Annotated in this window: 19 protein-coding genes; 1 reads left to right on the top strand and 18 read right to left on the bottom strand. The window is 61.3% G+C overall.

Annotated features, from left to right (window positions below; translation table 11 throughout):
• Window positions 1–181: 181 nt before the first annotated feature.
• Together fghA and PspTeo4_RS16315 are read right to left on the bottom strand one after the other, a co-directional pair.
• Window positions 182–1,036, bottom strand: coding sequence for an S-formylglutathione hydrolase (gene fghA, locus PspTeo4_RS16310; RefSeq protein WP_322364757.1), 855 nt, complete (start codon window positions 1,034–1,036; stop codon window positions 182–184).
• An 8-nt stretch (window positions 1,037–1,044) separates the two neighbouring features.
• Window positions 1,045–2,157: an S-(hydroxymethyl)glutathione dehydrogenase/class III alcohol dehydrogenase gene (locus PspTeo4_RS16315; protein WP_213657989.1), complete on the bottom strand. Its 1,113-nt coding sequence runs from the start codon at window positions 2,155–2,157 to the stop codon at window positions 1,045–1,047.
• Window positions 2,158–2,264: 107 nt separating this feature from the next.
• On the opposite strand from PspTeo4_RS16315, the gene PspTeo4_RS16320 reads away from it, so the two are divergent.
• Window positions 2,265–3,155 carry a LysR substrate-binding domain-containing protein gene (locus PspTeo4_RS16320; protein WP_322364758.1) on the top strand — a complete coding sequence of 297 codons (891 nt, stop codon included), beginning with the start codon at window positions 2,265–2,267 and terminating at the stop codon, window positions 3,153–3,155.
• A 16-nt stretch (window positions 3,156–3,171) separates the two neighbouring features.
• Here PspTeo4_RS16320 and PspTeo4_RS16325 read toward each other — a convergent pair whose 3' ends face one another.
• From PspTeo4_RS16325 to bamA, 16 genes are all read right to left on the bottom strand, one after another.
• On the bottom strand, window positions 3,172–3,396 hold the full coding sequence (locus tag PspTeo4_RS16325; RefSeq protein ID WP_322364759.1) for a hypothetical protein: 225 nt from the start codon (window positions 3,394–3,396) through the stop codon (window positions 3,172–3,174).
• Between the two features lie 605 nt (window positions 3,397–4,001).
• Complete coding sequence (ispD, locus tag PspTeo4_RS16330; RefSeq protein ID WP_322364760.1) at window positions 4,002–4,709, bottom strand: 2-C-methyl-D-erythritol 4-phosphate cytidylyltransferase; 708 nt, start codon at window positions 4,707–4,709, stop codon at window positions 4,002–4,004.
• Entirely contained in the window at window positions 4,706–4,987 is a 282-nt protein-coding gene (ftsB, locus tag PspTeo4_RS16335) for a cell division protein FtsB (RefSeq protein WP_023381955.1), read from the bottom strand. Before ftsB ends, ispD begins: the two co-directional genes overlap by 4 nt.
• A gap of 158 nt (window positions 4,988–5,145) precedes the next feature.
• Window positions 5,146–6,435: a phosphopyruvate hydratase gene (gene eno / locus PspTeo4_RS16340; RefSeq protein WP_322364761.1), complete on the bottom strand. Its 1,290-nt coding sequence runs from the start codon at window positions 6,433–6,435 to the stop codon at window positions 5,146–5,148.
• 153 nt (window positions 6,436–6,588) lie between these two features.
• Complete coding sequence (gene kdsA / locus PspTeo4_RS16345) at window positions 6,589–7,434, bottom strand: 3-deoxy-8-phosphooctulonate synthase (RefSeq protein WP_322364762.1); 846 nt, start codon at window positions 7,432–7,434, stop codon at window positions 6,589–6,591.
• A 3-nt stretch (window positions 7,435–7,437) separates the two neighbouring features.
• Window positions 7,438–9,066 (bottom strand): CTP synthase, encoded by a 1,629-nt coding sequence (locus PspTeo4_RS16350; protein WP_322364763.1) that lies wholly within the window; start codon window positions 9,064–9,066, stop codon window positions 7,438–7,440.
• Window positions 9,067–9,335: 269 nt separating this feature from the next.
• A complete protein-coding gene (gene tilS / locus PspTeo4_RS16355) occupies window positions 9,336–10,619 on the bottom strand; it encodes a tRNA lysidine(34) synthetase TilS (protein ID WP_322364764.1) in 1,284 nt (427 codons plus the stop codon).
• Window positions 10,620–10,763: 144 nt separating this feature from the next.
• Window positions 10,764–11,711, bottom strand: a complete 948-nt coding sequence (locus PspTeo4_RS16360; protein WP_322364765.1) for an acetyl-CoA carboxylase carboxyl transferase subunit alpha — start codon at window positions 11,709–11,711, stop codon at window positions 10,764–10,766.
• A gap of 106 nt (window positions 11,712–11,817) precedes the next feature.
• Entirely contained in the window at window positions 11,818–15,342 is a 3,525-nt protein-coding gene (dnaE, locus tag PspTeo4_RS16365; protein WP_322364767.1) for a DNA polymerase III subunit alpha, read from the bottom strand.
• A gap of 180 nt (window positions 15,343–15,522) precedes the next feature.
• Window positions 15,523–16,146, bottom strand: a complete 624-nt coding sequence (gene rnhB / locus PspTeo4_RS16370; protein ID WP_322364768.1) for a ribonuclease HII — start codon at window positions 16,144–16,146, stop codon at window positions 15,523–15,525.
• A gap of 1 nt (window position 16,147) precedes the next feature.
• Entirely contained in the window at window positions 16,148–17,275 is a 1,128-nt protein-coding gene (lpxB, locus tag PspTeo4_RS16375) for a lipid-A-disaccharide synthase (RefSeq protein ID WP_322364769.1), read from the bottom strand.
• Window position 17,276: 1 nt separating this feature from the next.
• Window positions 17,277–18,053 (bottom strand): acyl-ACP--UDP-N-acetylglucosamine O-acyltransferase, encoded by a 777-nt coding sequence (gene lpxA, locus PspTeo4_RS16380; protein ID WP_322364770.1) that lies wholly within the window; start codon window positions 18,051–18,053, stop codon window positions 17,277–17,279.
• Window positions 18,050–18,490, bottom strand: coding sequence for a 3-hydroxyacyl-ACP dehydratase FabZ (gene fabZ, locus PspTeo4_RS16385; protein ID WP_003252314.1), 441 nt, complete (start codon window positions 18,488–18,490; stop codon window positions 18,050–18,052). The genes lpxA and fabZ overlap by 4 nt, the downstream gene beginning before the upstream one ends.
• Window positions 18,491–18,604: 114 nt before the next feature.
• Window positions 18,605–19,660 carry a UDP-3-O-(3-hydroxymyristoyl)glucosamine N-acyltransferase gene (gene lpxD, locus PspTeo4_RS16390; protein WP_322364771.1) on the bottom strand — a complete coding sequence of 352 codons (1,056 nt, stop codon included), beginning with the start codon at window positions 19,658–19,660 and terminating at the stop codon, window positions 18,605–18,607.
• A gap of 1 nt (window position 19,661) precedes the next feature.
• Window positions 19,662–20,165, bottom strand: a complete 504-nt coding sequence (locus PspTeo4_RS16395; RefSeq protein ID WP_322364772.1) for an OmpH family outer membrane protein — start codon at window positions 20,163–20,165, stop codon at window positions 19,662–19,664.
• A 44-nt stretch (window positions 20,166–20,209) separates the two neighbouring features.
• Window positions 20,210–21,692: outer membrane protein assembly factor BamA (bamA, locus tag PspTeo4_RS16400; protein ID WP_322364773.1), on the bottom strand; the 1,483-nt coding region annotated here is incomplete at its 5' end.

The raw sequence follows: 21,692 nt of genomic DNA on the forward strand, positions 1-21,692 counted from the left end.
GAAAAACGCCCTGTTTGAGTCAGGGCGTGATTCTACCTGCTTTACTGGCGATTAGGCTGGGTATTGCGGCCGCTACGCGCCCGATCGCCGGCAAGCCGACTCCCACATGGACTCCGACGACCTTGAGATCACCGCAGTACCTGTAGGAGCCGGCTTGCCGGCGATCAGGCCAACACCGCTGCTACGCCCGTCCCAACGCCAGTGCGTGATGGCGCAGGTGTTCATCGATGAAGCTGGCGATGAAGTAGTAGCTATGGTCATAGCCCGGCTGCAGCCGCAAGGTCAGCTCATGCCCCCCCTTGCGCGCCGACTGCTCCAGTGCCTCAGGTTTGAGCTGCTTCTCGAGGAAGTCATCCCGGTCGCCCTGGTCCACCAGCAAAGGCGGACACTCACCGGACGGCGTCTCGGCCAGCAGCACACTGGCATCCCACTCGCGCCAGCGTGCACGGTCGTCACCCAGGTAACGGCTGAAGGCCTTCTCGCCCCACGGGCAATCCATTGGATTGCTGATGGGCGAAAACGCCGATACCGAGCGGTAGCGCCCCGGGTTGCGCAATGCGCAGACCAAGGCACCGTGCCCACCCATGGAGTGGCCGCTGATGCTGCGCTGGTCGGAGGCTGGGAAATGCGCCTCGATCAGCGCCGGCAACTCCTCGACCACGTAATCATGCATACGGTAGTGCTTGGCCCAAGGTTGCTGGGTGGCATTGAGGTAGAAGCCAGCACCGAGGCCGAAGTCCCAGGCGCCATCGGGGTCGCCGGGCACCTGCTCGCCACGCGGACTGGTGTCCGGGGCGACGATGATCAGGCCAAGCTCGGCGGCCAGGCGCTGGGCGCCGGCCTTTTGCATGAAGTTCTCATCGGTGCAGGTCAGGCCGCTCAGCCAGTAGAGCACCGGCAGCTTCTCGCCTTGTTCAGCCTGCGGCGGCAGGTACACGGCGAACACCATGTCACAGCCCAGCACCTTGGAGTGATGCCGGTAACGCTTGTGCCAGCCGCCGAAGCTTTTCTGGCAGGAGATGTTATCCAGGCTCATGACTGACCTCAGAAGTGGATCACGCTGCGGATGCTCTTGCCTTCATGCATCAGGTCGAAGGCCTTGTTGATGTCCTCCAGACCCATGGTGTGAGTGATGAAGGTATCCAGCGGGATCTCGCCTTTTTCGGACATTTCGACGTAGCTTGGCAGCTCGCTGCGACCGCGCACGCCGCCGAACGCCGAACCGCGCCAGACGCGACCGGTCACCAGCTGGAACGGACGGGTGGCGATTTCCTGGCCTGCGCCAGCCACACCGATGATGACCGACTCGCCCCAGCCCTTGTGGCAGCACTCCAGGGCCGCACGCATCAACTGCACGTTACCGATGCATTCGAACGAGAAGTCCACACCACCATCGGTGAGGTCGACGATTACTTCCTGGATCGGGCGATCGTAATCTTTCGGGTTGACGCAGTCGGTTGCACCCAACTGGCGGGCGATTTCGAACTTGGCCGGATTGATGTCGATGGCGATGATGCGCGAAGCCTTGGCCTTGACTGCACCAATGACCGCCGAAAGACCGATGCCGCCCAAGCCGAAGATGGCCACGGTGTCACCTGGCTTGACCTTGGCGGTGTTGAGCACAGCACCGATACCGGTGGTGACGCCACAGCCCAGCAGGCAGACCTTTTCCAGCGGAGCTTCTTTCTGGATCTTGGCTACGGAAATTTCCGGCAGCACGGTGTACTCGGAGAAGGTCGAGGTTCCCATGTAGTGGAACAGTTGCTGGCCTTTGTACGAGAAGCGGGTGGTGCCGTCAGGCATCAGGCCCTTGCCCTGGGTGGCACGGATGGCCTGGCACAGGTTGGTCTTGCCGGAGCGGCAGAATTTGCACTGGCCGCACTCGGGGGTGTACAGCGGGATGACATGGTCACCGACGGCCACCGAGGTGACACCCTCGCCGATGGCCTCGACGATCGCGCCGCCTTCATGGCCGAGGATCGACGGGAAGATGCCTTCCGGGTCGGCACCGGACAGGGTATAGGCGTCGGTGTGGCAGACACCGCTGGCGACTACGCGCAGCAACACTTCGCCCGCCTTGGGCATGGCCACGTCGACTTCGACGATTTCCAGGGGTTTCTTGGCTTCGAAGGCTACAGCAGCACGGGACTTGATCATCATAGGTCTCCTGACGAGGTGTCGATTCAGCTTCTCAGTGTAATTCAGGCCTATTTGATTAATAATCCAGGCAAAGACAAAACATTATTGCTGTACAGGGATAATCAATGAGCAGTCGCTGGGAAGGCATCGACGAGTTCGTCGCCGTGGCCGAGTCAGGCCAGTTCACCGCGGCGGCGGAACGGCTGGGGGTGTCGTCGTCGCACATCAGCCGGCAAATCGCCCGTCTGGAAGAGCGCCTGCAGACGCGCCTGCTGTATCGCAGTACCCGCCGAGTGACGTTGAGCGAAGCAGGCCAGACATTCCTGCAGCACTGTCAGCGCTTGCAGGACGGCCGCGAGGAAGCGTTGCGAGCCATGGGTGACCTGGCCAGCGAACCGAAAGGGTTGTTGCGCATGACTTGTGCGGTGGCCTACGGCGAGCGCTTTATCGTGCCGTTGGTCACCCGCTTCATGGCGTTGTATCCGCAATTGCGGGTCGAGGTGGAGCTGAGCAATCGGACGCTGGACCTGGTGCACGAGGGAATGGACCTGGCGATTCGGCTGGGGCGTCTTCAGGACTCGCGACTGGTCGCCGCTCGCCTGGCGCCACGGCGCATGTACCTGTGTGCTTCGCCGGCTTATCTGGAGCGTTATGGTCGACCGCATAGCCTGTCGGAGTTGGCGCGGCACAACTGCCTGATCGGCAGCTCAGACCTTTGGGCGCTGCAGCAGGATGGTCGGGAAATCAGCCAGCGGGTGCAGGGGAATTGGCGGTGCAACAGTGGCCAGGCGGTGCTGGATGCTGCGCTACAGGGGATGGGGTTGTGCCAGTTGCCGGATTATTACGTGCTGGAACATCTTAAGAGCGGGGCGTTGGTCTCACTGTTGGAGGCGCATCAGCCGCCTAATACAGCGGTTTGGGCGTTGTATCCGCAGCAGCGACATCTTTCTCCGAAGGTGAGGCGGCTTGTAGATTTCTTGAAAGCCGGGCTTTCGCAACTACCGGAATATCGCTAGACACCATTCCACTTACTTACAGACCCTGTCTTGCTCTTTGCTCTTTGCTCTTTGCTCTTTGCTCTTTGCTCTTTGCTCTTTGCTCTTTGCTCTTTGCTCTTTGCTCTTTGCTCTTTGCTCTTTGCTCTTTGCTCTTTGCTCTTTGCTCTGTTTTAGCTTCTAAGCGCGCGATAGACCAGACACCACCAATTGCGACTTCAGGAGGCCGAGTGGAGGTCTTGCGGAGGGAGGTGACGGGCATGGATGCCCGTCAAGCGCTGCGGCCCAGGATGGGCCGTACAGCGCGGTCCTCCCGGGAGCAAGACCGGAGCGAGGGAACCCCGGAGCGAAGCGTAGGGGCCGGATGTAGGAGCCAGCCTTTTTTGGTTACTTTTTGGGGCGTTTGCCAAAAAGTGACCCGCTGTAAGAGCGGAAAGGTGATTAGGCGTCACCTTGGCAAATGGATATTCTCACAAGCTTTAAAACCCACTAAACTAAAAAACTAAAAACTAAAAACCAAGCGGCGGCATTTAAACAGCGTGAATATCCATTTGCCATGGAGGCGCTTATTCACCTTTTCGCCTTTACGGCGACCTACTTTTGCTCTTGGGCAAAAGTAGGCAAAAACCGCTCGCTCCTACATCCGGCCCCTACGCTACGCTCCGGGGTCCCCTCGCTCCGGTCTTGCTCCCAGGAGGACCGCGCTGTACGGCCCATCCTGGGCCGCAGCGCTTGACGGGCATCCATGCCCGTCACCTCCCTCCGCAAGACCTCCACTCGGCCTCCTGAAGTCGCAATTTGCTGCGTCTGAACTATCGCGCGCTAGAAGCAAAAGCAGAGCGAGAGCGAGAGCGAGAGCGAGAGCAGTTAGATTCTGCTTGACCAGCGCTGACGCAACCACTCCAGATCTTCCGGGCGAGTCACCTTGATATTGTCACTACGCCCCTCGATCAACCGCGGCGCCTGACCAGACCACTCAATGGCGGACGCCTCATCAGTCACCACCACATCGGAAACAAGGCACTCGGCTAAAGCCCGATGCAACACCCCAAGGCGAAACATCTGCGGCGTATAGGCCTGCCAGATGGTGCTGCGATCCACGGTAGCGCTGACGCGACCATTGGCATCGGCCCGCTTGAGCGTGTCACGCGCCGGCACCGCCAACAAACCACCTACAGGGTCATCAGCCAACTCAGACAACAGGCGGTCCAGATCGGAACGCGCCAGGTTCGGCCGCGCCGCATCATGCACCAGCACCCAATCGTCGTCCGCCGCCCCCTGGGCATGCAGCAACAACAAAGCGTTCAGCACCGAGTCGGCGCGCTCGCGCCCACCCGCCGCGCGCTGGATGCGCGAATCGCTGGCGCAGCGCAGGTTCGGCCAGTAAGGGTCATCGGTAGCAATGCTTACCACCACACCCTTGAGCGTCGGATGGCCAAGAAAACAGTCGAGGCTAAGCTCGAGAATCGTCTGCCCGGCCAGTTCCAAGTACTGCTTGGGACGGTCGGCAGCCATGCGGGCACCCACACCCGCAGCAGGAATCACGGCCCAGAAGGCCGGTAGCGTATCAGTCATTTTTGCGGCAGCTGGAAGAGGGTTTCGCCCTCTTTGACCATTCCCAATTCATGACGAGCCCGTTCTTCGACGGTCTCCATACCTTTCTTCAACTCCAGGACCTCCGCGTCGAGCACGCGGTTACGCTCGAGCAATCGCTCGTTCTCTGCGTGCTGCTCGGCGATCTGCTGCTTGAGCTCGGCCACTTGCGCCAGGCTGCCATTACCAACCCAGAGGCGGTATTGCAGGCCACCGAGCAGCAGGAGCAGGACGAGGAACAACCAATAGGGACTGCGCATCAAGGTATCCAGGGTTAAAAAGACGCCGCACACGGGCTCCGAATAGCACGAAGCCTGGCCGAGGCCAGGCTTCGTCGACAGAAACCCGTTGGAAGCGTCAGAACTTTCAGTAGGAAAGGTCCGACAGCCTCGGCTGCTGTCTTTTTACCATCTCTTGCTTAACCGCGAAACTCGGCACGGCCACGGTAAACCGCTTTGGCGCCCAGTTGCTCTTCGATACGCAGCAGTTGGTTGTACTTCGAAACGCGGTCGGAACGGCACAGCGAACCGGTCTTGATCTGACCAGCAGCGGTACCAACGGCCAGGTCGGCGATGGTCGAATCTTCGGTTTCACCGGAACGGTGCGAAATGACCGCGGTGTAACCAGCCGCCTTGGCCATCTGGATGGCTTCCAGGGTTTCGGTCAGCGAACCGATCTGGTTGAACTTGATCAGGATCGAGTTACCGATACCCTTCTCGATACCTTCTTTCAGGATCTTGGTGTTGGTCACAAACAGGTCGTCGCCAACCAGCTGAACCTTGGCACCGATCTTGTCGGTCAGGATTTTCCAGCCAGCCCAGTCGGACTCGTCCAGGCCGTCTTCGATCGAGATGATCGGGAAGCGCTCGGTCAGGCCTTTCAGGTACTCGGCGAAGCCTTCGGCGTCGAACGACTTGCCTTCGCCAGACAGGTTGTACTTGCCGTCTTCGTAGAACTCGGAAGCCGCGCAGTCCAGTGCCAGGGTCACGTCGGTGCCCAGCTTGTAGCCAGCCTTCTCGACCGCTTCGGCGATAGCAGCCAGAGCGTCTTCGTTGGAAGCCAGGTTCGGCGCGAAGCCGCCTTCGTCACCTACAGCGGTGTTCAGGCCACGGGCCTTGAGCACGGCTTTGAGGTGGTGGAAGATCTCGGTGCCCATGCGCAGGCCGTCGGAGAAGGTCTTGGCGCCAACCGGCTGAACCATGAACTCCTGGATGTCGACGTTGTTGTCGGCGTGCTCGCCGCCGTTGATGATGTTCATCATCGGAACCGGCATGGAGTACTGGCCTGGGGTGCCGTTCAGGTTGGCGATGTGCGCGTACAGCGGCAGGTCCAGGTCCTGGGCAGCGGCCTTGGCGGCAGCCAGGGACACAGCCAGGATGGCGTTGGCGCCCAGCTTGGCCTTGTTCTCGGTACCGTCCAGTTCGATCATGGCGCGGTCCAGGGCCTTCTGGTCAGCCGGGTCCTTGCCCAGCAGCAGGTCGCGGATCGGGCCGTTGATGTTGGCGACGGCCTTCAGCACGCCCTTGCCCAGGTAACGGCTCTTGTCGCCATCACGCAGCTCCAGCGCTTCGCGCGAGCCGGTGGAAGCACCGGACGGCGCGCAAGCGCTGCCGATGATGCCGTTGTCGAGCAGTACATCGGCTTCCACGGTGGGGTTGCCACGCGAGTCGAGAACTTCACGACCTTTGATGTCGACGATCTTTGCCATTGTTGTAAGCACTCCAGAATTGACGAAAACAACGCAGCTTAAGGAAATCCTTGCACTTCACCCGGTGGGGCACAGCAGGCAGACCGGGAGAAAGCGCTCCCTGACCAAACGGTCAGGGAGAGAACGGGCGGTACTTTACCCGAGAAATGAGCTTTACGCGGTTTCTACCGTCGGAAAACTTTTCACCAGGTCGTCCAGTTGCTTGAGCTGAGCCAGGAACGGCTCCAGCTTGTCCAGGCGCAGGGCGCAAGGACCATCGCACTTGGCGTTGTCCGGGTCGGGGTGGGCTTCGAGGAACAGCCCCGCCAGGCCCTGGCTCATGCCGGCCTTGGCCAGGTCGGTGACCTGGGCGCGACGGCCACCGGCGGAGTCGGCGCGGCCACCCGGCATCTGCAGGGCGTGGGTCACGTCGAAGAACACCGGGTACTCGAACTGCTTCATGATGCCGAAGCCGAGCATGTCCACGACCAGGTTGTTGTAGCCGAAGCTCGAACCACGCTCGCACAGAATGAGCTGGTCGTTGCCGGCCTCAACGCACTTGTTGAGGATGTGCTTCATTTCCTGCGGCGCGAGGAACTGGGCCTTCTTGATGTTGATCACCGCGCCAGTCTTGGCCATCGCCACGACCAGATCGGTCTGGCGCGACAGGAAGGCTGGCAGCTGGATGATGTCACATACCTTGGCAACCGGTTCGCACTGGTACGGCTCGTGCACGTCGGTGATCACCGGCACGTTGAAGGTCTGCTTGATCTCCTCGAAGATCTTCAGGCCTTCCTCCATGCCAGGGCCACGGAACGATGTCACCGACGAACGGTTGGCCTTGTCGAAGCTGGCCTTGAACACGTACGGGATACCGAGCTTCTCGGTCACCCGCACGTACTCTTCGCAGACCTTCAGGGCCAGATCACGAGACTCGAGCACGTTCATGCCGCCGAACAGAACGAACGGCTTGTCGTTGGCGATCTCGATGTTACCGACGCGAATGATCTTCTGGGTCATGGATCAGGCCTTGTTCTTCTGTGCCAGGGCTGCCTTGACGAAACCACTGAACAGCGGGTGGCCGTCGCGCGGGGTGGAGGTGAACTCCGGGTGGAACTGGCAGGCCACGAACCATGGGTGATCCTTGGACTCGACCACTTCCACCAGCGCGCCATCTTCGGAGCGACCGGAAACCACCAGGCCGGCGTCGACCAGCTGCGGCAGCAGGTTGTTGTTGACCTCGTAGCGGTGGCGATGACGCTCGGTGATGATGTCCTTGCCGTAGCAGTCGTGCACCTTGGAGCCGGCAGCCAGTTGGCAGTCCTGTGCGCCCAGGCGCATGGTGCCGCCCAGGTCAGAGGCTTCGGTACGGGTTTCGACCGCGCCGGTGGCATCGGCCCACTCGGTGATCAGGCCGACCACCGGGTGACCGCTGTTACGGTCGAACTCGGTGGAGTTGGCGTCTTTCCAGCCCATAACGTTACGGGCGAACTCGATCACGGCAACCTGCATGCCCAGGCAGATACCCAGGTATGGCACCTTGTTTTCGCGGGCGTATTGTACCGCGGTGATCTTGCCTTCCACGCCGCGCAGGCCGAAACCGCCAGGAACCAGGATGGCGTCAGCGCCTTCCAGCAGGCTGGTGCCTTGGTTCTCGATGTCTTCGGAGTCGATGTAGCGCAGGTTGACCTTGGTGCGGTTGGTGATGCCGGCGTGGCTCATCGCTTCGATCAGCGACTTGTACGCGTCCAGCAGCTCCATGTACTTGCCGACCATGGCGATGGTGACTTCTTTTTCCGGGTTCAGCTTGGCATCGACAACCTTGTCCCATTCGGACAGGTCGGCGCTGTTGCACTGAAGGCCGAAACGCTCGACGACGAAGTCGTCCAGACCCTGTGCGTGCAGCACGCCCGGGATCTTGTAGATGGTGTCGACGTCTTCCAGAGAGATGACCGCACGCTCTTCAACGTTGGTGAACAGCGCGATCTTGCGGCGCGACGAAGCATCGACCGGGTGGTCGGAACGGCAGATCAGCACGTCCGGCTGCAGGCCGATGGAGCGCAGCTCCTTGACCGAGTGCTGGGTCGGCTTGGTCTTGGTCTCGCCAGCGGTGGCGATGTACGGCACCAGGGTCAGGTGCATCAGCATGGCGCGCTTGGAGCCCACTTCGACGCGCAGCTGGCGGATAGCCTCGAGGAACGGCTGCGACTCGATGTCACCGACGGTACCGCCGATTTCCACCAGGGCCACGTCGGCATCGCCGGCACCCTTGATGATGCGACGCTTGATTTCGTCGGTGATGTGCGGGATGACCTGGATGGTCGCACCCAGGTAATCACCACGACGCTCCTTGCGCAGTACGTGCTCGTAGATGCGGCCGGTGGTGAAGTTGTTGTTCTGGGTCATGGTGGTGCGGATGAACCGCTCGTAGTGGCCCAGGTCGAGGTCAGTCTCGGCGCCGTCGTGGGTGACGAATACTTCACCGTGCTGGAACGGGCTCATGGTGCCAGGATCGACGTTGATGTACGGATCCAGCTTGAGCATGGTGACCTTCAGGCCCCGCGCTTCCAGGATGGCCGCCAGGGAAGCCGAGGCAATGCCTTTCCCCAATGAAGAAACAACACCGCCCGTGACGAATATGTAGCGCGTCATGAAAAACCCTAGAAGTCTGCGTTAAGGCGGCCAGCGCCGCCGGAGAAAGCGAAGGAAGGCCGAAGCCCCCGATCACCTGCGTCAATCACAGTGCATCTCGAAAAACTGCCGCGTCTGTACAGACCAGGGGTATCCCCGGCATGGAGCTCGCTCGTCATTTCCAGAATCAGCCCAGCAAAAAACTGCTTGGTAATCGGCAACTCCTGTGTTTTCGCGGAACCCACAGAAGCTGTATCAAGAAGGGAGGGTAGTCTACCCGAATGTACCCTTCAGCTCAAACCTTGTGCGTTCGTCGGAGGTAGCCAGTGAAGCTGGCAATCCGCCTGCGCCAGCTCGGGCAGGTTGGCCACCGCCAGCAAGCGCTCGCCACGGTACAGCAGCGGTAGGCGTGGGCGCACGAAATGCGGAACCTGCAACTCGTTCAGCAGGCGCTTGAGGTCGCGCCGCCCGCGGCCGGGAATGTCCAGCACCTCGCCGCCCTGACGATAAGCGATGCGCAGATTGTCTGCGGGTTCTGTTGCAAGCAGACGAACGCAGCCATTGCCCGGCAACGTCAACGCGCTGTCGGGAGCCGCCCAGGCGAGCCCGGCGCCAGGCATCTGCAGCCAATCGCCACTCAACCACCAGATGCGGCCATGGCTGCGCATCAGCCGACCATCGGCAAGTCGCCAGATCGGCTGCGCATCCGCAGCCGCGTCACGCAACCCTTCCCACCCCGCCCAGTGCCGGCTATCGGGCAGCCGGGTTCGTCGGCCGAGCCAATACTGCAGCGCGTTGCGCTGACGCGCAGGCGACAACGTGATGAGCGCGGCCAGATCGAGTGAATCCAATGCAAGCCAAGGGAGTACTGCCCCGGCTTGTGCCTTGGCCAAGTCGTCTTGAGCCAACTCATCGAGCAACCCCTGCGCCTCGCTCAGATGCTCGGCGCAGCGCGCCATGTTCGCGCTGGCTTGCGGCCAACGTTGCTGCAAAAGGGGGAACACCTCGCCGCGCAGGTAATTGCGGTCGAAGTCCGTATCGGTGTTCGAGGGGTCCTCGATCCATTCAAGTCGGTGGGCTTGGGCGTAGTCGTGCAATTGCTGGCGCGATGTGGCCAGTAACGGCCTGACCAGGCAGCCCTGCCCCAACGGTCGCTGCTCGGGCATCGCGGCCAAGCCACGCAGGCCGGCGCCGCGCAACAGGCGGAAAAGCAGGGTCTCGGCCTGGTCTTCGCGATGCTGGCCGGTAAACAGGATTTCGCCAGGGCCAAGCACTTGCTTGAATGCCGTGTAGCGGGCATCGCGAGCAGCCTGTTCGAGGCTCGCACCGGGTGCGACCTGGACGTGGATGATGGTCAGCTCGATGCCCAGCCGTTCACAGACGCTGCGGCAATGCGCTGGCCAGGAATCGGCGGCGGGTTGCAAGCCGTGATGGATGTGGATGGCATGCAGCGGAGGCGTTGCGTGGTGGCGGGCGTAATCGGCCAGCAGGTGCAGAAGGACAGTGGAGTCGAGACCGCCGGAGAAGGCGATGTGCCAGGCGGGGGCGTTGAGCCAGGGGGTGAGGTTGATCATGAGGGCCTCACACGTTCAAAAATCGCCGGGGCCGCTTTGCGTCCCAATCGCCGGCAAGCCGGCTCCCACAACGTTCGCGTCGCCGCAAATACCTGTGGGAGCCGGCTTGCCGGCGATTGGGCCGCAAGGCGGCCCCAGGGTCGATCAGAGACCGTAGCTCATCAGGCGCTCGTAACGGCGCGCCAGCAGTGCGTCATTGTCGAGCTTGCCGAGCATGTCCAGCTGCTGGACCAGGTCGGCACGGATGCTTTCGGACATCTTTGCAGGGTCACGGTGGGCGCCGCCGAGCGGCTCCTGGATGACCTTGTCGACGATGTTCAGGCTCTTCAGGCGCTCGGCGGTGACGCCCATGGCCTCGGCCGCGTCGGCCGCACGGTCGGCGGTCTTCCACAGAATCGAAGCGCAGCCTTCCGGCGAAATCACCGAGTAGGTGGAATACTGCAGCATGTTCAGCTGGTCGCACACGCCAATGGCCAGTGCGCCGCCGGAACCACCTTCACCAATCACGGTGGCGATGATCGGCGTTTTCAGGCGCGCCATGACACGCAGGTTCCAGGCGATGGCTTCGCTCTGGTTACGCTCTTCAGCGTCGATACCTGGGTAAGCACCCGGGGTGTCGATGAAAGTCAGGATCGGCATCTTGAAGCGTTCGGCCATTTCCATCAGGCGGCAGGCCTTGCGGTAGCCTTCCGGACGCGGCATGCCGAAGTTGCGGCGCACCTTCTCACGCACTTCGCGACCTTTCTGATGGCCGATGACCATCACCGGCTTGCCATCCAGACGCGCAGTACCACCAACGATGGCGGCGTCATCGGAGAAGTGACGGTCACCGTGCAGCTCTTCGAACTCGGTGAAGATGTGCTCGAGGTAGTCCAGGGTGTAAGGACGACGCGGGTGACGGGCCAGGCGGGCGATCTGCCAGCTGGTCAGGTTGCCGAAGATGCTTTCGGTCAGGGTGTTGCTCTTGTCTTGCAGACGGGCAATTTCATCGCTGATGTTCAGCGAGTTGTCGTTACCCACCAGGCGCAGCCCTTCGATCTTGGCTTGCAGGTCGGCAATCGGCTGTTCGAAATCGAGAAAGTTCGGGTTCATAGGCATCCGTCTTGGGTCTACGGCCAGGCGGCCGGCCGGTTGATCCGTTTGGCGCCCTACCTTAAGGGATCGGGCGCATTCAGGTCGAGATTAAAATTTTGTCGGTTCAACGATATTGCAGGAAGACGTTCTCACGCCCGAACTGGTCACGCAGTGCTTGAATCAAGCCATCGGCCGGGTCGATCGCCCACTCGTCGGCGAACTGCAGCATAGCCTTGGCGTCGCTGCCGGTGTATTCGAGGGTGATCGGGCAACCACCGCGATGACGGGTGATCAGCTCGCCCAGCCACTTCAGTCGGTCACCCTTGAGCGCGTCATGAGCGACCTTCAGGCGCAGGCTTTCGGCCAGTTTGGTGCGTGCATCCTCCATGGTCATCACTTGCTTGACCCTCAGGCGCAAGCCGCCAGAAAAGTCGTCGTTACTGACCTCGCCTTCCACCACCACCATGGCATCGGCCTGCAGCAGCGACTGGGCCGCCATGAAGGCGTCGGCAAACAGCGAGGCCTCGATACGCCCTGAACGGTCATCCAGGGTGACGAAGCCCATCTTGTCGCCCTTCTTGTTCTTCATCACACGCAAAGCAACGATCATGCCGGCGATGGTCTGGGAATCGCGCGACGGCTTGAGGTCGATGATGCGCTGACGGGCGAAACGACGGATCTCGCTTTCGTATTCGTCGATCGGGTGGCCGGTAAGGTACAGGCCCAAGGTGTCCTTCTCGCCTTTGAGGCGCTCCTTGAGTGTCAGCTCACGCACCTTGCGGTGGTTGGCATAGACATCGGAGTCCTCTTCGACGAACAACCCGCCAAACAGGTCGACGTGGCCGCTGTCGGCGGTGCGGGCCGTCTGCTCGGCGGACTTGATGGCCTCTTCCAGCGCGGCCAGCAAGGTCGCGCGGTTGCGGTCGATGTTGGCCTGGTAGGCCTTGATTTCGTCGTGGAAGTGCGGACCGAGGCGATCCAGCGCACCACTGCGGATCAGCGCATCCAGGGTACGTTTGTTGACACGCTTGAGGTCAACACGTTCACAGAAGTCGAACAGGTCCTTGAACGGCCCACCCTGGGCACGCGCTTCGACGATGGCCTCCACCGGCCCCTCGCCCACACCCTTGATCGCCCCCAAACCATAGACGATGCGGCCATCGTCGTTGACCGTGAACTTGAAGTCGGAGCTGTTCACGTCCGGCGCGTCGAGGCGCAGCTTCATGCTGCGCACTTCCTCGATCAGCACGACCACCTTGTCGGTGTTGTGCATATCCGCCGACAGCACCGCAGCCATGAATGGCGCCGGGAAGTGGGTTTTCAACCAGGCAGTCTGATACGAGACCAGGCCGTAGGCGGCGGAGTGGGATTTGTTGAAGCCGTAACCTGCGAACTTCTCTACAAGGTCGAAGATGTTACCCGCAAGATCCCCATCAATGCCGTTATTGGCGCAACCTTCGATGAAACCGCCACGCTGCTTGGCCATTTCCTCCGGTTTTTTCTTACCCATGGCTCGACGCAGCATGTCGGCGCCGCCGAGGGTATAGCCGGCCATGACCTGGGCAATCTGCATCACCTGTTCCTGATACAGGATGATGCCGTAGGTGGGCGCCAGTACCGGCTGCAGGCCATCGTACTGGTAGTCCGGGTGCGGGTAGGCCAGCTCGGCGCGGCCGTGCTTACGGTTGATGAAGTCATCCACCATGCCTGATTGCAGCGGGCCCGGACGGAACAGGGCCACCAGTGCGATCAGGTCTTCCAGGCAGTCGGGCTTGAGCTTCTTGATCAGCTCCTTCATGCCCCGGGATTCAAGCTGGAACACGGCCGTGGTCTCGGCCTTCTGCAGCAGCTCGTAGGTCTTCTTGTCATCGAGCGGGATGAAGTCGATGTTGACGTCCGGCAGGTTCTTCTTGGCCTGCTCGCGGTTGATCGTCTCCATCGCCCACTTGATGATGGTCAGCGTGCGCAGGCCGAGGAAGTCGAACTTGACCAGGCCGGCAGCCTCGACGTCGTCCTTGTCGAACTGGGTCACCAGGCCGCCGCCCTCTTCGTCACAGGCGATCGGCGAGAAGTCGGTCAGCTTGGTTGGTGCAATCACCACACCGCCGGCGTGCTTACCGGTACCGCGGGTGACGCCTTCCAGCTTCAGGGCCATGTCCCAGATCTCGCGGCCATCCTCGTCGGTCTTGAGGAAGTCGCGCAGGATCTCTTCCTGCTCGTAGGCCTTTTCGAGGGTCATGCCGACTTCGAAGGGGATCATCTTCGACAGACGGTCGGCCAGGCCGTAGGACTTGCCTTGCACCCGCGCCACGTCGCGCACCACCGCCTTCGCGGCCATGGTGCCAAAGGTGATGATCTGGCTGACCGCATTGCGCCCGTAGGCATCGGCCACGTACTCGATCACCCGGTCACGGCCATCCATGCAGAAGTCGACGTCGAAGTCGGGCATGGATACACGTTCAGGGTTGAGGAAACGCTCGAACAGCAGGTCGTAGGCCAGCGGGTCGAGGTCGGTGATCTTCAGCACATAAGCCACCAGCGAACCGGCACCCGAACCCCGGCCCGGGCCGACCGGCACGCCGTTGTTCTTCGCCCACTTGATGAAGTCCATAACAATCAGGAAGTAACCGGGGAAGCCCATCTGGATGATGATATCCAGCTCGAACTTCAGGCGGTCCAGGTAAACCTGACGCTTTTCTTCATAGTTGGGCGTGGTCTCCTTCGGCCAGAGCACCGCCAGACGCTCCTCAAGGCCTTCATGGGAGACATGGCGCAGGTAGTCGTCGATGCCCATGCCGTTGGGCGTGGGGAAGTCGGGCAGGAAGTGCTTGCCCAACTGTACCTGGATGTTGCAGCGCTTGGCGATCTCGACAGTGTTGGCGATGGCGTCGGGCAGGTCGCTGAACAGCTCGGCCATTTCCTCCGCACTTTTGAGGTATTGCTGATCGCTGTAGGCGCGAGGACGACGCGGGTCATCCAGGGTCCAACCCTCGCCAATGCAAACGCGAGTCTCGTGGGCGTCGAAGTCGGACTGTTTGATGAAACGCACGTCGTTGGTCGCCACCAGCGGCGCGCCCAGTTTGTCGGCCAGGGCCACGGCGGCGTGCACGTATTCTTCGTCACCGGCGCGGTTGGTACGCTGCACCTCGACATAGAAACGGTCGGGGAACATGGCCATCCAGTCGCGCATCAGCGCCTCGGCCTCATCGCTGCGACCTGCCAGCAGGGCCGCACCGATATCCCCCTCCTTGCCGGCGGACAAGGCAATCAGGCCTTCGCTTGCCGGGGCGATCCATTCACGCTGGAGAATCACCAGGCCATTGCGCTGGCCATCGGTCCAGCCGCGCGAGATCAATTCGGTGAGGTTGCGGTAGCCCTTTGGGCTCATGACCAGGAAGCAGATACGCGACAGCGGTGCTTCAGGGTCGGCGCCGGCCAACCACAGGTCGGCACCGCAGATCGGCTTGACCCCGGCACCCATGGCGGTCTTGTAGAACTTGACCAGCGAGCACATGTTGCTTTGGTCGGTGATCGCCACTGCGGGCATGTTCATCCCGGCCAGTGCCTTGGCCAGCGGCTTGATCCGCACCAGGCCGTCTACCAGCGAGAATTCGGAGTGGACGCGCAGGTGAACGAAGGGAACCGACATGGATGATCCTGTAGCAGTGCTTAACGACAAGGGCGGGATTGTAGCGTAATTGTTCAATGAGTTTGGGGCCGCTGTGTGCCCCTTCGCGGGTAAACCCGCTCCCACAGGATACGACGCCGCCCTTGACGACGGTGTGGGAGCGGGTTTACCCGCGAAGGGCCACACAGCGGCCCCAACACATCAGATCAAGGAATCGGTAACGCCTTCACGCGCTTCCCAGGCGGCCCGCACCGGCCCGAAGGAGCGCCGATGAATGGGCGTAGGCCCAAGGCGCGCCAGTGCTTCAAGGTGCACTGGGGTCGGATAGCCCTTGTGCCCGCCAATGCCATAACCCGGGTACATCAGCTCGAAAGCGCTCATTTCCCGGTCACGGGTAACCTTGGCCAGGATCGACGCAGCCGCAATGGCCGGCACCTTGCTGTCGCCCTTGATCACCGGCGCGGCAGGTACCGCCAGCTTCGGGCAGCGGTTGCCGTCGATCAGCGCGAGCTTGGGCGTGACACTCAAACCCTCGACCGCACGCTGCATGGCCAGCATGGTGGCCTGAAGAATGTTCAGACGGTCGATTTCCTCGACTTCGGCGCGGGCGATGCAGAAGCTCAGGGCTTTTTCGCAGATTTCATCGAACAGCGCTTCGCGCTTGGCTTCGGTAAGCTTTTTCGAATCGTTCAAGCCCAGAATCGGGCGCTGCGGGTCGAGAATCACCGCTGCGGTCACGACCGCGCCGCACAGTGGCCCGCGACCGACCTCGTCGACGCCCGCGACCAGGTCCTCGACCAGGTTGAAATCCAGTCCGATCTGCATGTCAGCGGTCCTTGAGCAAAGCTAGCACCGCTTCGGCCGCCTGATTGGAGGCGTCGCGGCGCAGGATGCGGTGAATCTCGTCGAAACCTTCAGTCTGCCGGCTGCCGTCGGCCACCAACGGCGCCAAGGCTTGCGCCAGGGCCTCACTGGTAGCCGCGTCCTGCAGCAGCTCAGGCACCAACTCGCGCTGGGCGAGCAGGTTTGGCAACGACACGTAGGGGCTCTTCACCAAGCGCTTGAGAATCCAGAAGGTCAACGGCGCCAGACGATAGGCCACCACCATCGGGCGCTTGTAGAGAAGCGCCTCAAGAGTGGCGGTACCCGAGGCAATCAGCACCGCATCGCAAGCGGCCAAAGCCTGATGCGACTGACCATCCAGCAGGGTCAGCGGCAGATCACGGCCTTCGAGCATCTGCTCGACCTGGGCGCGACGCGTGGCATTGGCACATGGCAGCACGAAGCGCACACCTGGTATGCGCTCGCGCAATAGCTGAGCGGTATCGAGGAACAACGCGCCCAGGCGACCCACTTCGCCACCTCGGCTGCCGGGCATCAACGCTACCAGCGGGCCGTCAGGCAGGCCAAGGGAGGTGCGCGCGGCCTGTCGATCGGCCTCGAGCGGGATGGTGTCAGCCAGCGGGTGACCAACGAACCGCACCGGTACGCCCTGCTCTTCGTAAAAGCGCGCCTCGAAGGGCAGCAGCGTCAGCATCAGGTCACAGCCTTCGCGGATCTTCAGCACACGCTTCTGCCGCCAGGCCCAGACCGAAGGGCTGACGTAGTGCACGGTCTTGATACCCGCCTGGCGCAGCTTCAACTCGATGTTGAGGGTGAAGTCAGGGGCGTCGATGCCGATGAACACATCCGGTTTCTCGGCGATCAGCGTCTGGATCAGCACCTTGCGCCGCTTGAGCAGTTCGCGCAGGCGCCCGAGCACCTCGACCAACCCCATGACCGCCAGACGCTCCATGGGGAAGTAGGACTGCAGGCCTTCGGCCTCCATCAGCGGGCCGCCCACACCGATGAAGCGAACCTCTGGGTGGCGCGCCTTGAGGGCGCGCATCAGGCCGGAGCCGAGAATGTCGCCGCTGGCCTCACCCGCGACCAAGGCTACACAAAGCTGCGCCATGTCAGCGGGTGATGCCGCGAGCGGAGTTCAGGATCGACTGACGGAACAGCTCGACCTCAGGGTGTTGCCCAGCCAGTTCATCCAGTTCCTTGACCGCTTCTTCGACGGTCAGACCCTGACGATAAACGACCTTGTAGGCACGGCGCAGCGCGTGGATGACCTCGTCGCTGAAGCCACGTCGACGCATCCCTTCGAAGTTCATGCTGCGGGCTTCTGCAGGGCTGCCGAACACCGTGACAAACGCCGGTACGTCCTTGCCGATAGCCGTACCCATACCGGAAAACGCGTGGGCGCCGATGTGGCAGTACTGGTGCACCAGGGTGTAGCCCGACAGGATCGCCCAGTCCCCCACGTGCACATGGCCCGCCAACGCGGTGTTGTTGACCAGGATGCAATGGTTGCCGATGACACTGTCATGCCCGATATGGGCATAGGCCATGATCAGGTTGTGATCGCCCAGGGTGGTTTCCGAACGGTCCTGCACGGTACCCCGGTGGATGGTTACACCTTCACGGATCACATTGTGATCACCGATTACCAGACGAGTTGGCTCACCCTTGTACTTGAGGTCAGGGGTGTCTTCGCCAATCGAGGAAAACTGGTAGATACGGTTGTGCTTGCCAATACGGGTTGGCCCTTTGACCACCACGTGCGGACCAATGACGGTACCCTCCCCGATTTCGACATCGGGGCCGATGATCGACCAAGGGCCGACTTCGACGCCCTCGGCCAGCTTGGCCGACGGGTCGATGATCGCCCGAGGATCAATCGAATTCATAGGGAACGTTCCGCACAGGTGATCTCGGCCGAGCAGACCGGCTTGCCGTCAACCAGCGCACGGCACTCGAACTTCCAGATCATGCTCTTGCGGCTGAGGAACTTGGCCTCGAGCACCAGTTGGTCACCCGGCAATACCGGCTGACGGAAACGCAGTTTGTCGGAACCGACGAAATAGTACAGCGTGCCATCGGCCGGCTTGGCGTCGAGCATCTTGAAACCGAGAATACCGGCCGCCTGGGCCATGGCCTCGATGATCAAAACGCCCGGCATGATCGGATGCGCCGGGAAATGGCCATTGAAAAACGGCTCGTTGATGCTGACATTCTTGTAGGCACGAATGCTCTGGGCCTCGAAGTCCAGATCCGTCACACGGTCCACCAGCAGGAACGGGTAACGGTGAGGCAGGTATTCGCGAATCTCGTTGATGTCCATCATTTCGGGGGGAAGCCTGTAATAAGAATAGGGAGCGCAGGTGCTGACCACACGCTCCTTTTGCAAATCCAAAGAGGAGCCAGCTAGCGACTGTTCACGCTCGCTCAGGAAATGGTATCAGCCTTCTGATGCCGGCTGATCACCTGAGGTCACGGTATCGACACGTTTTTCCAGCTGCTGGAGACGCTTGGACATGTCGTCCAGCTGGCGGATACGCGCCGCACTCTTACGCCAGTCAGCCAACGGCTGCATGGCTGTGCCGGAAGAATAGGCGCCCGGTTCAGTGATCGAACGGGTAACCATGGTCATTCCAGACACGAATACGTTGTCGCATACATCGATGTGGCCGACCATGCCGACCCCACCTGCGATGGTGCAGTGCTTGCCGATGCGCGTGCTGCCGGAAATCCCGACACAGGCCGCCATGGCCGTGTGTTCGCCGATCTGCACGTTGTGGGCGATCTGGATCTGGTTGTCGAGCTTGACCCCATCGGCGATGCGCGTGTCAGACAGCGCACCACGGTCGACCGCAGTGTTGACACCAATTTCGACGTCATCACCGATGGTGACACCGCCAATCTGGGCAATCTTGCGCCAAACACCCTTCTCGTTGGCGAAACCGAAGCCTTCACCACCGATCACGGCGCCGGACTGAATGACCACACGCTTGCCAATGGTCACATCGTGGTACAGGGTGACGCGAGGCGCCAGCCAGCCACCCTCACCCACCACGCACCGTGCACCGATGACGCAATGCGCGCCAATGCTGACATTGGCACCAATGCGTGCGCCACTCTCGATGACCACAAATGGCCCGATACTGGCACTGACATCCACCTGAGCGTCCTCGGCCACCACGGCGCTGGGATGAATTCCCGCCTCAGCCTTGGGTTTGGGATCGAACAGGTGGGAAATGCGGGCGTAGGCCAGATACGGGTCGGGTACGATCAAGGCGTTACCGGCAAAACCTTCGGCGTCCGCAGCCTTCAGCAACACCGCTGCAGCCTGGCTGTTATCCAGGTATTTGCGGTATTGCGGATTGGCAAGGAAGCTCAATTGACCGGGGCCGGCCTCCTGCAAGGTGGCCAGTCCGGTAATCTGCAGCGCCTCGGGCCCCTTGAGGGTCGCCCCGAGCGCTTCGGCCAATTGGCCGAGCGTCATGGTTTCGGTCATATCAACGGGCTTGGTTCATACGCTCGATGACTTGGCGGGTGATGTCGTACTGAGGTTTGACATCGATGACCGCGCCACGCTCCAGAACCAGGTCGTAGCCGCCCTTCTTGATCACTTCCTCGACGGCACCGTCCAGCTTCGGCTTGAGCTGCTTGAGCATGTCGCGGTCAGCAACGGCCTTGGCTTCGTTCAGTTCCTTGGACTGGAACTGGAAGTCACGGGCTTTTTGCTTGAATTCGAGCTCCAGGCGCTCACGCTCCTGCTGCTGCATCTTGTCGCCGCCCTTGATCAGACGGTCCTGGATGCCTTTGGCGCTGCTTTCCAGGGACTTGAGCTTGGTCAGCTGCGGGCCGAACTTCTTCTCGGCATCGACCGCGTACTTCTTGGCGGCATCGGATTCGAGCAGGGCCATCTGATAGTTCAGCACGGCAACCTTCATTTCGGCGAAAGCCGGGGTGGCGACCAGCGCCGCGGCCAATACGGCCAGTTGAGTCAACTTACGCACGATGCACTCCTGGATAAACCGTTGTCGTTAAGCAAGGGCCGACCTTAGAAGGTCTGGCCCAGAGAGAATTGGAACACCTGGGTATCGGCATCGTCCGGCTTCTTGACCGGCATTGCCAGGCTGAAGCTCAACGGGCCCAGGGCAGTGATCCAGGTGACACCCAGACCGACCGAGCTGGCCAAGCCGGAGAAGCCAACCTTCTCGCAGTCAGGCTTGCTGCCGCAGTTGGTGTCGAACACGTTACCCACGTCCCAGAACACGGAGGTGCGCAGCGAACGCTGGTCCTTGACGAACGGCAGCGGGAACAGCAACTCGACACCACCTTGTACCAGCACGTTGCCACCGAACGGCAGCGGGTCTTGGTCCGGGTCCTTCAAAGTGCCCGGATTGGTACCGTCGCTCGGCGTGCTGCGCGGGCCGAGGCTGCTGTCTTTGAAGCCACGAACGGAGTTGAAGCCACCCGCGTAGTAGTTCTCGTAGAACGGCAGGCCGGAAGTGCCACCGAATCCATCACCATAGCCCAATTCGGTGTGCAGGCGCAGGGTGTAGTCGTTGGTGATCGGCTTGAACAGCTGGCCACGGTAGTCGAGCTTGTAGAACGACAGGTCGCTGCCCGGAATGGTGGATTCCAGGGTCAGGCTCTGGGAGTGACCACGGGTAGCCAGCACACCTTTGTTCAGGGTCGATTCGGACCAGCCAATCGAGGCCTTGAAGTTCAGGAAGTTGTCGCCTTCCTGCTCGAGGAAGTCGAAGATCTCGTCGACGGTGTAGCGACCGGTCTTGATCTTGTCCTGCTGTACGGTCAAGCCGTAGGTCAGGCGCGAGGTTTCGCTGATCGGGTAGCCGAGGCTGACACCGGCACCCAGGCTGTCGACCGCATAGCTGGCCACGTCGACATCGAGGTCGTCGTAGTCGGTGCTGCGGTAGAAGGCGTTGTAACCCAGGCTGACGCCATCGGCAGTGAAGTAGGGGTCAACGAAGCCGAAGTTGTAGCGGGTCTGGTATTCCGAACGGGTCAGGCCGATGGACACCTTGTTACCGGTACCCAGGAAGTTGGTCTGGCTGATCGAGCCACCGAGGATCAGACCGGCGCTCTGGGCGAAACCGACGCTGGCGGTGATCGAACCGGAAGCTTGTTCTTCGACGCTGTAGTTGACGTCGACCTGGTCGTCGGTGCCAGGCACCGGTGGAGTCTCGACGTTTACTTCCTTGAAGAAGCCCAGACGCTCCAGACGGGTCTTGGACTGGTCGATCAGGTAGGTCGACGCCCAGCCGCCTTCCATCTGGCGCATTTCGCGACGCAGCACTTCGTCTTCGGTCTTGGTGTTGCCGCGATAGTTGATGCGGTTGACGTAGGCGCGCTTGCCCGGGTCGACCACGAACATGATGTCCACGGTGTGGTCTTCGTCGTGCGGCTGCGGCACGCCGTTGACGTTGGCGAAGGTGTAGCCCTCGTTACCCAGACGGCGGGTGATCAGGTCGGAAGTGGTGGTCATGACCTTGCGCGAGAACACCTGGCCCGGCTGC

The sequence above is a fragment of the Pseudomonas sp. Teo4 genome, assembly GCF_034387475.1.
In the GTDB taxonomy this organism is placed as follows: domain Bacteria; phylum Pseudomonadota; class Gammaproteobacteria; order Pseudomonadales; family Pseudomonadaceae; genus Aquipseudomonas.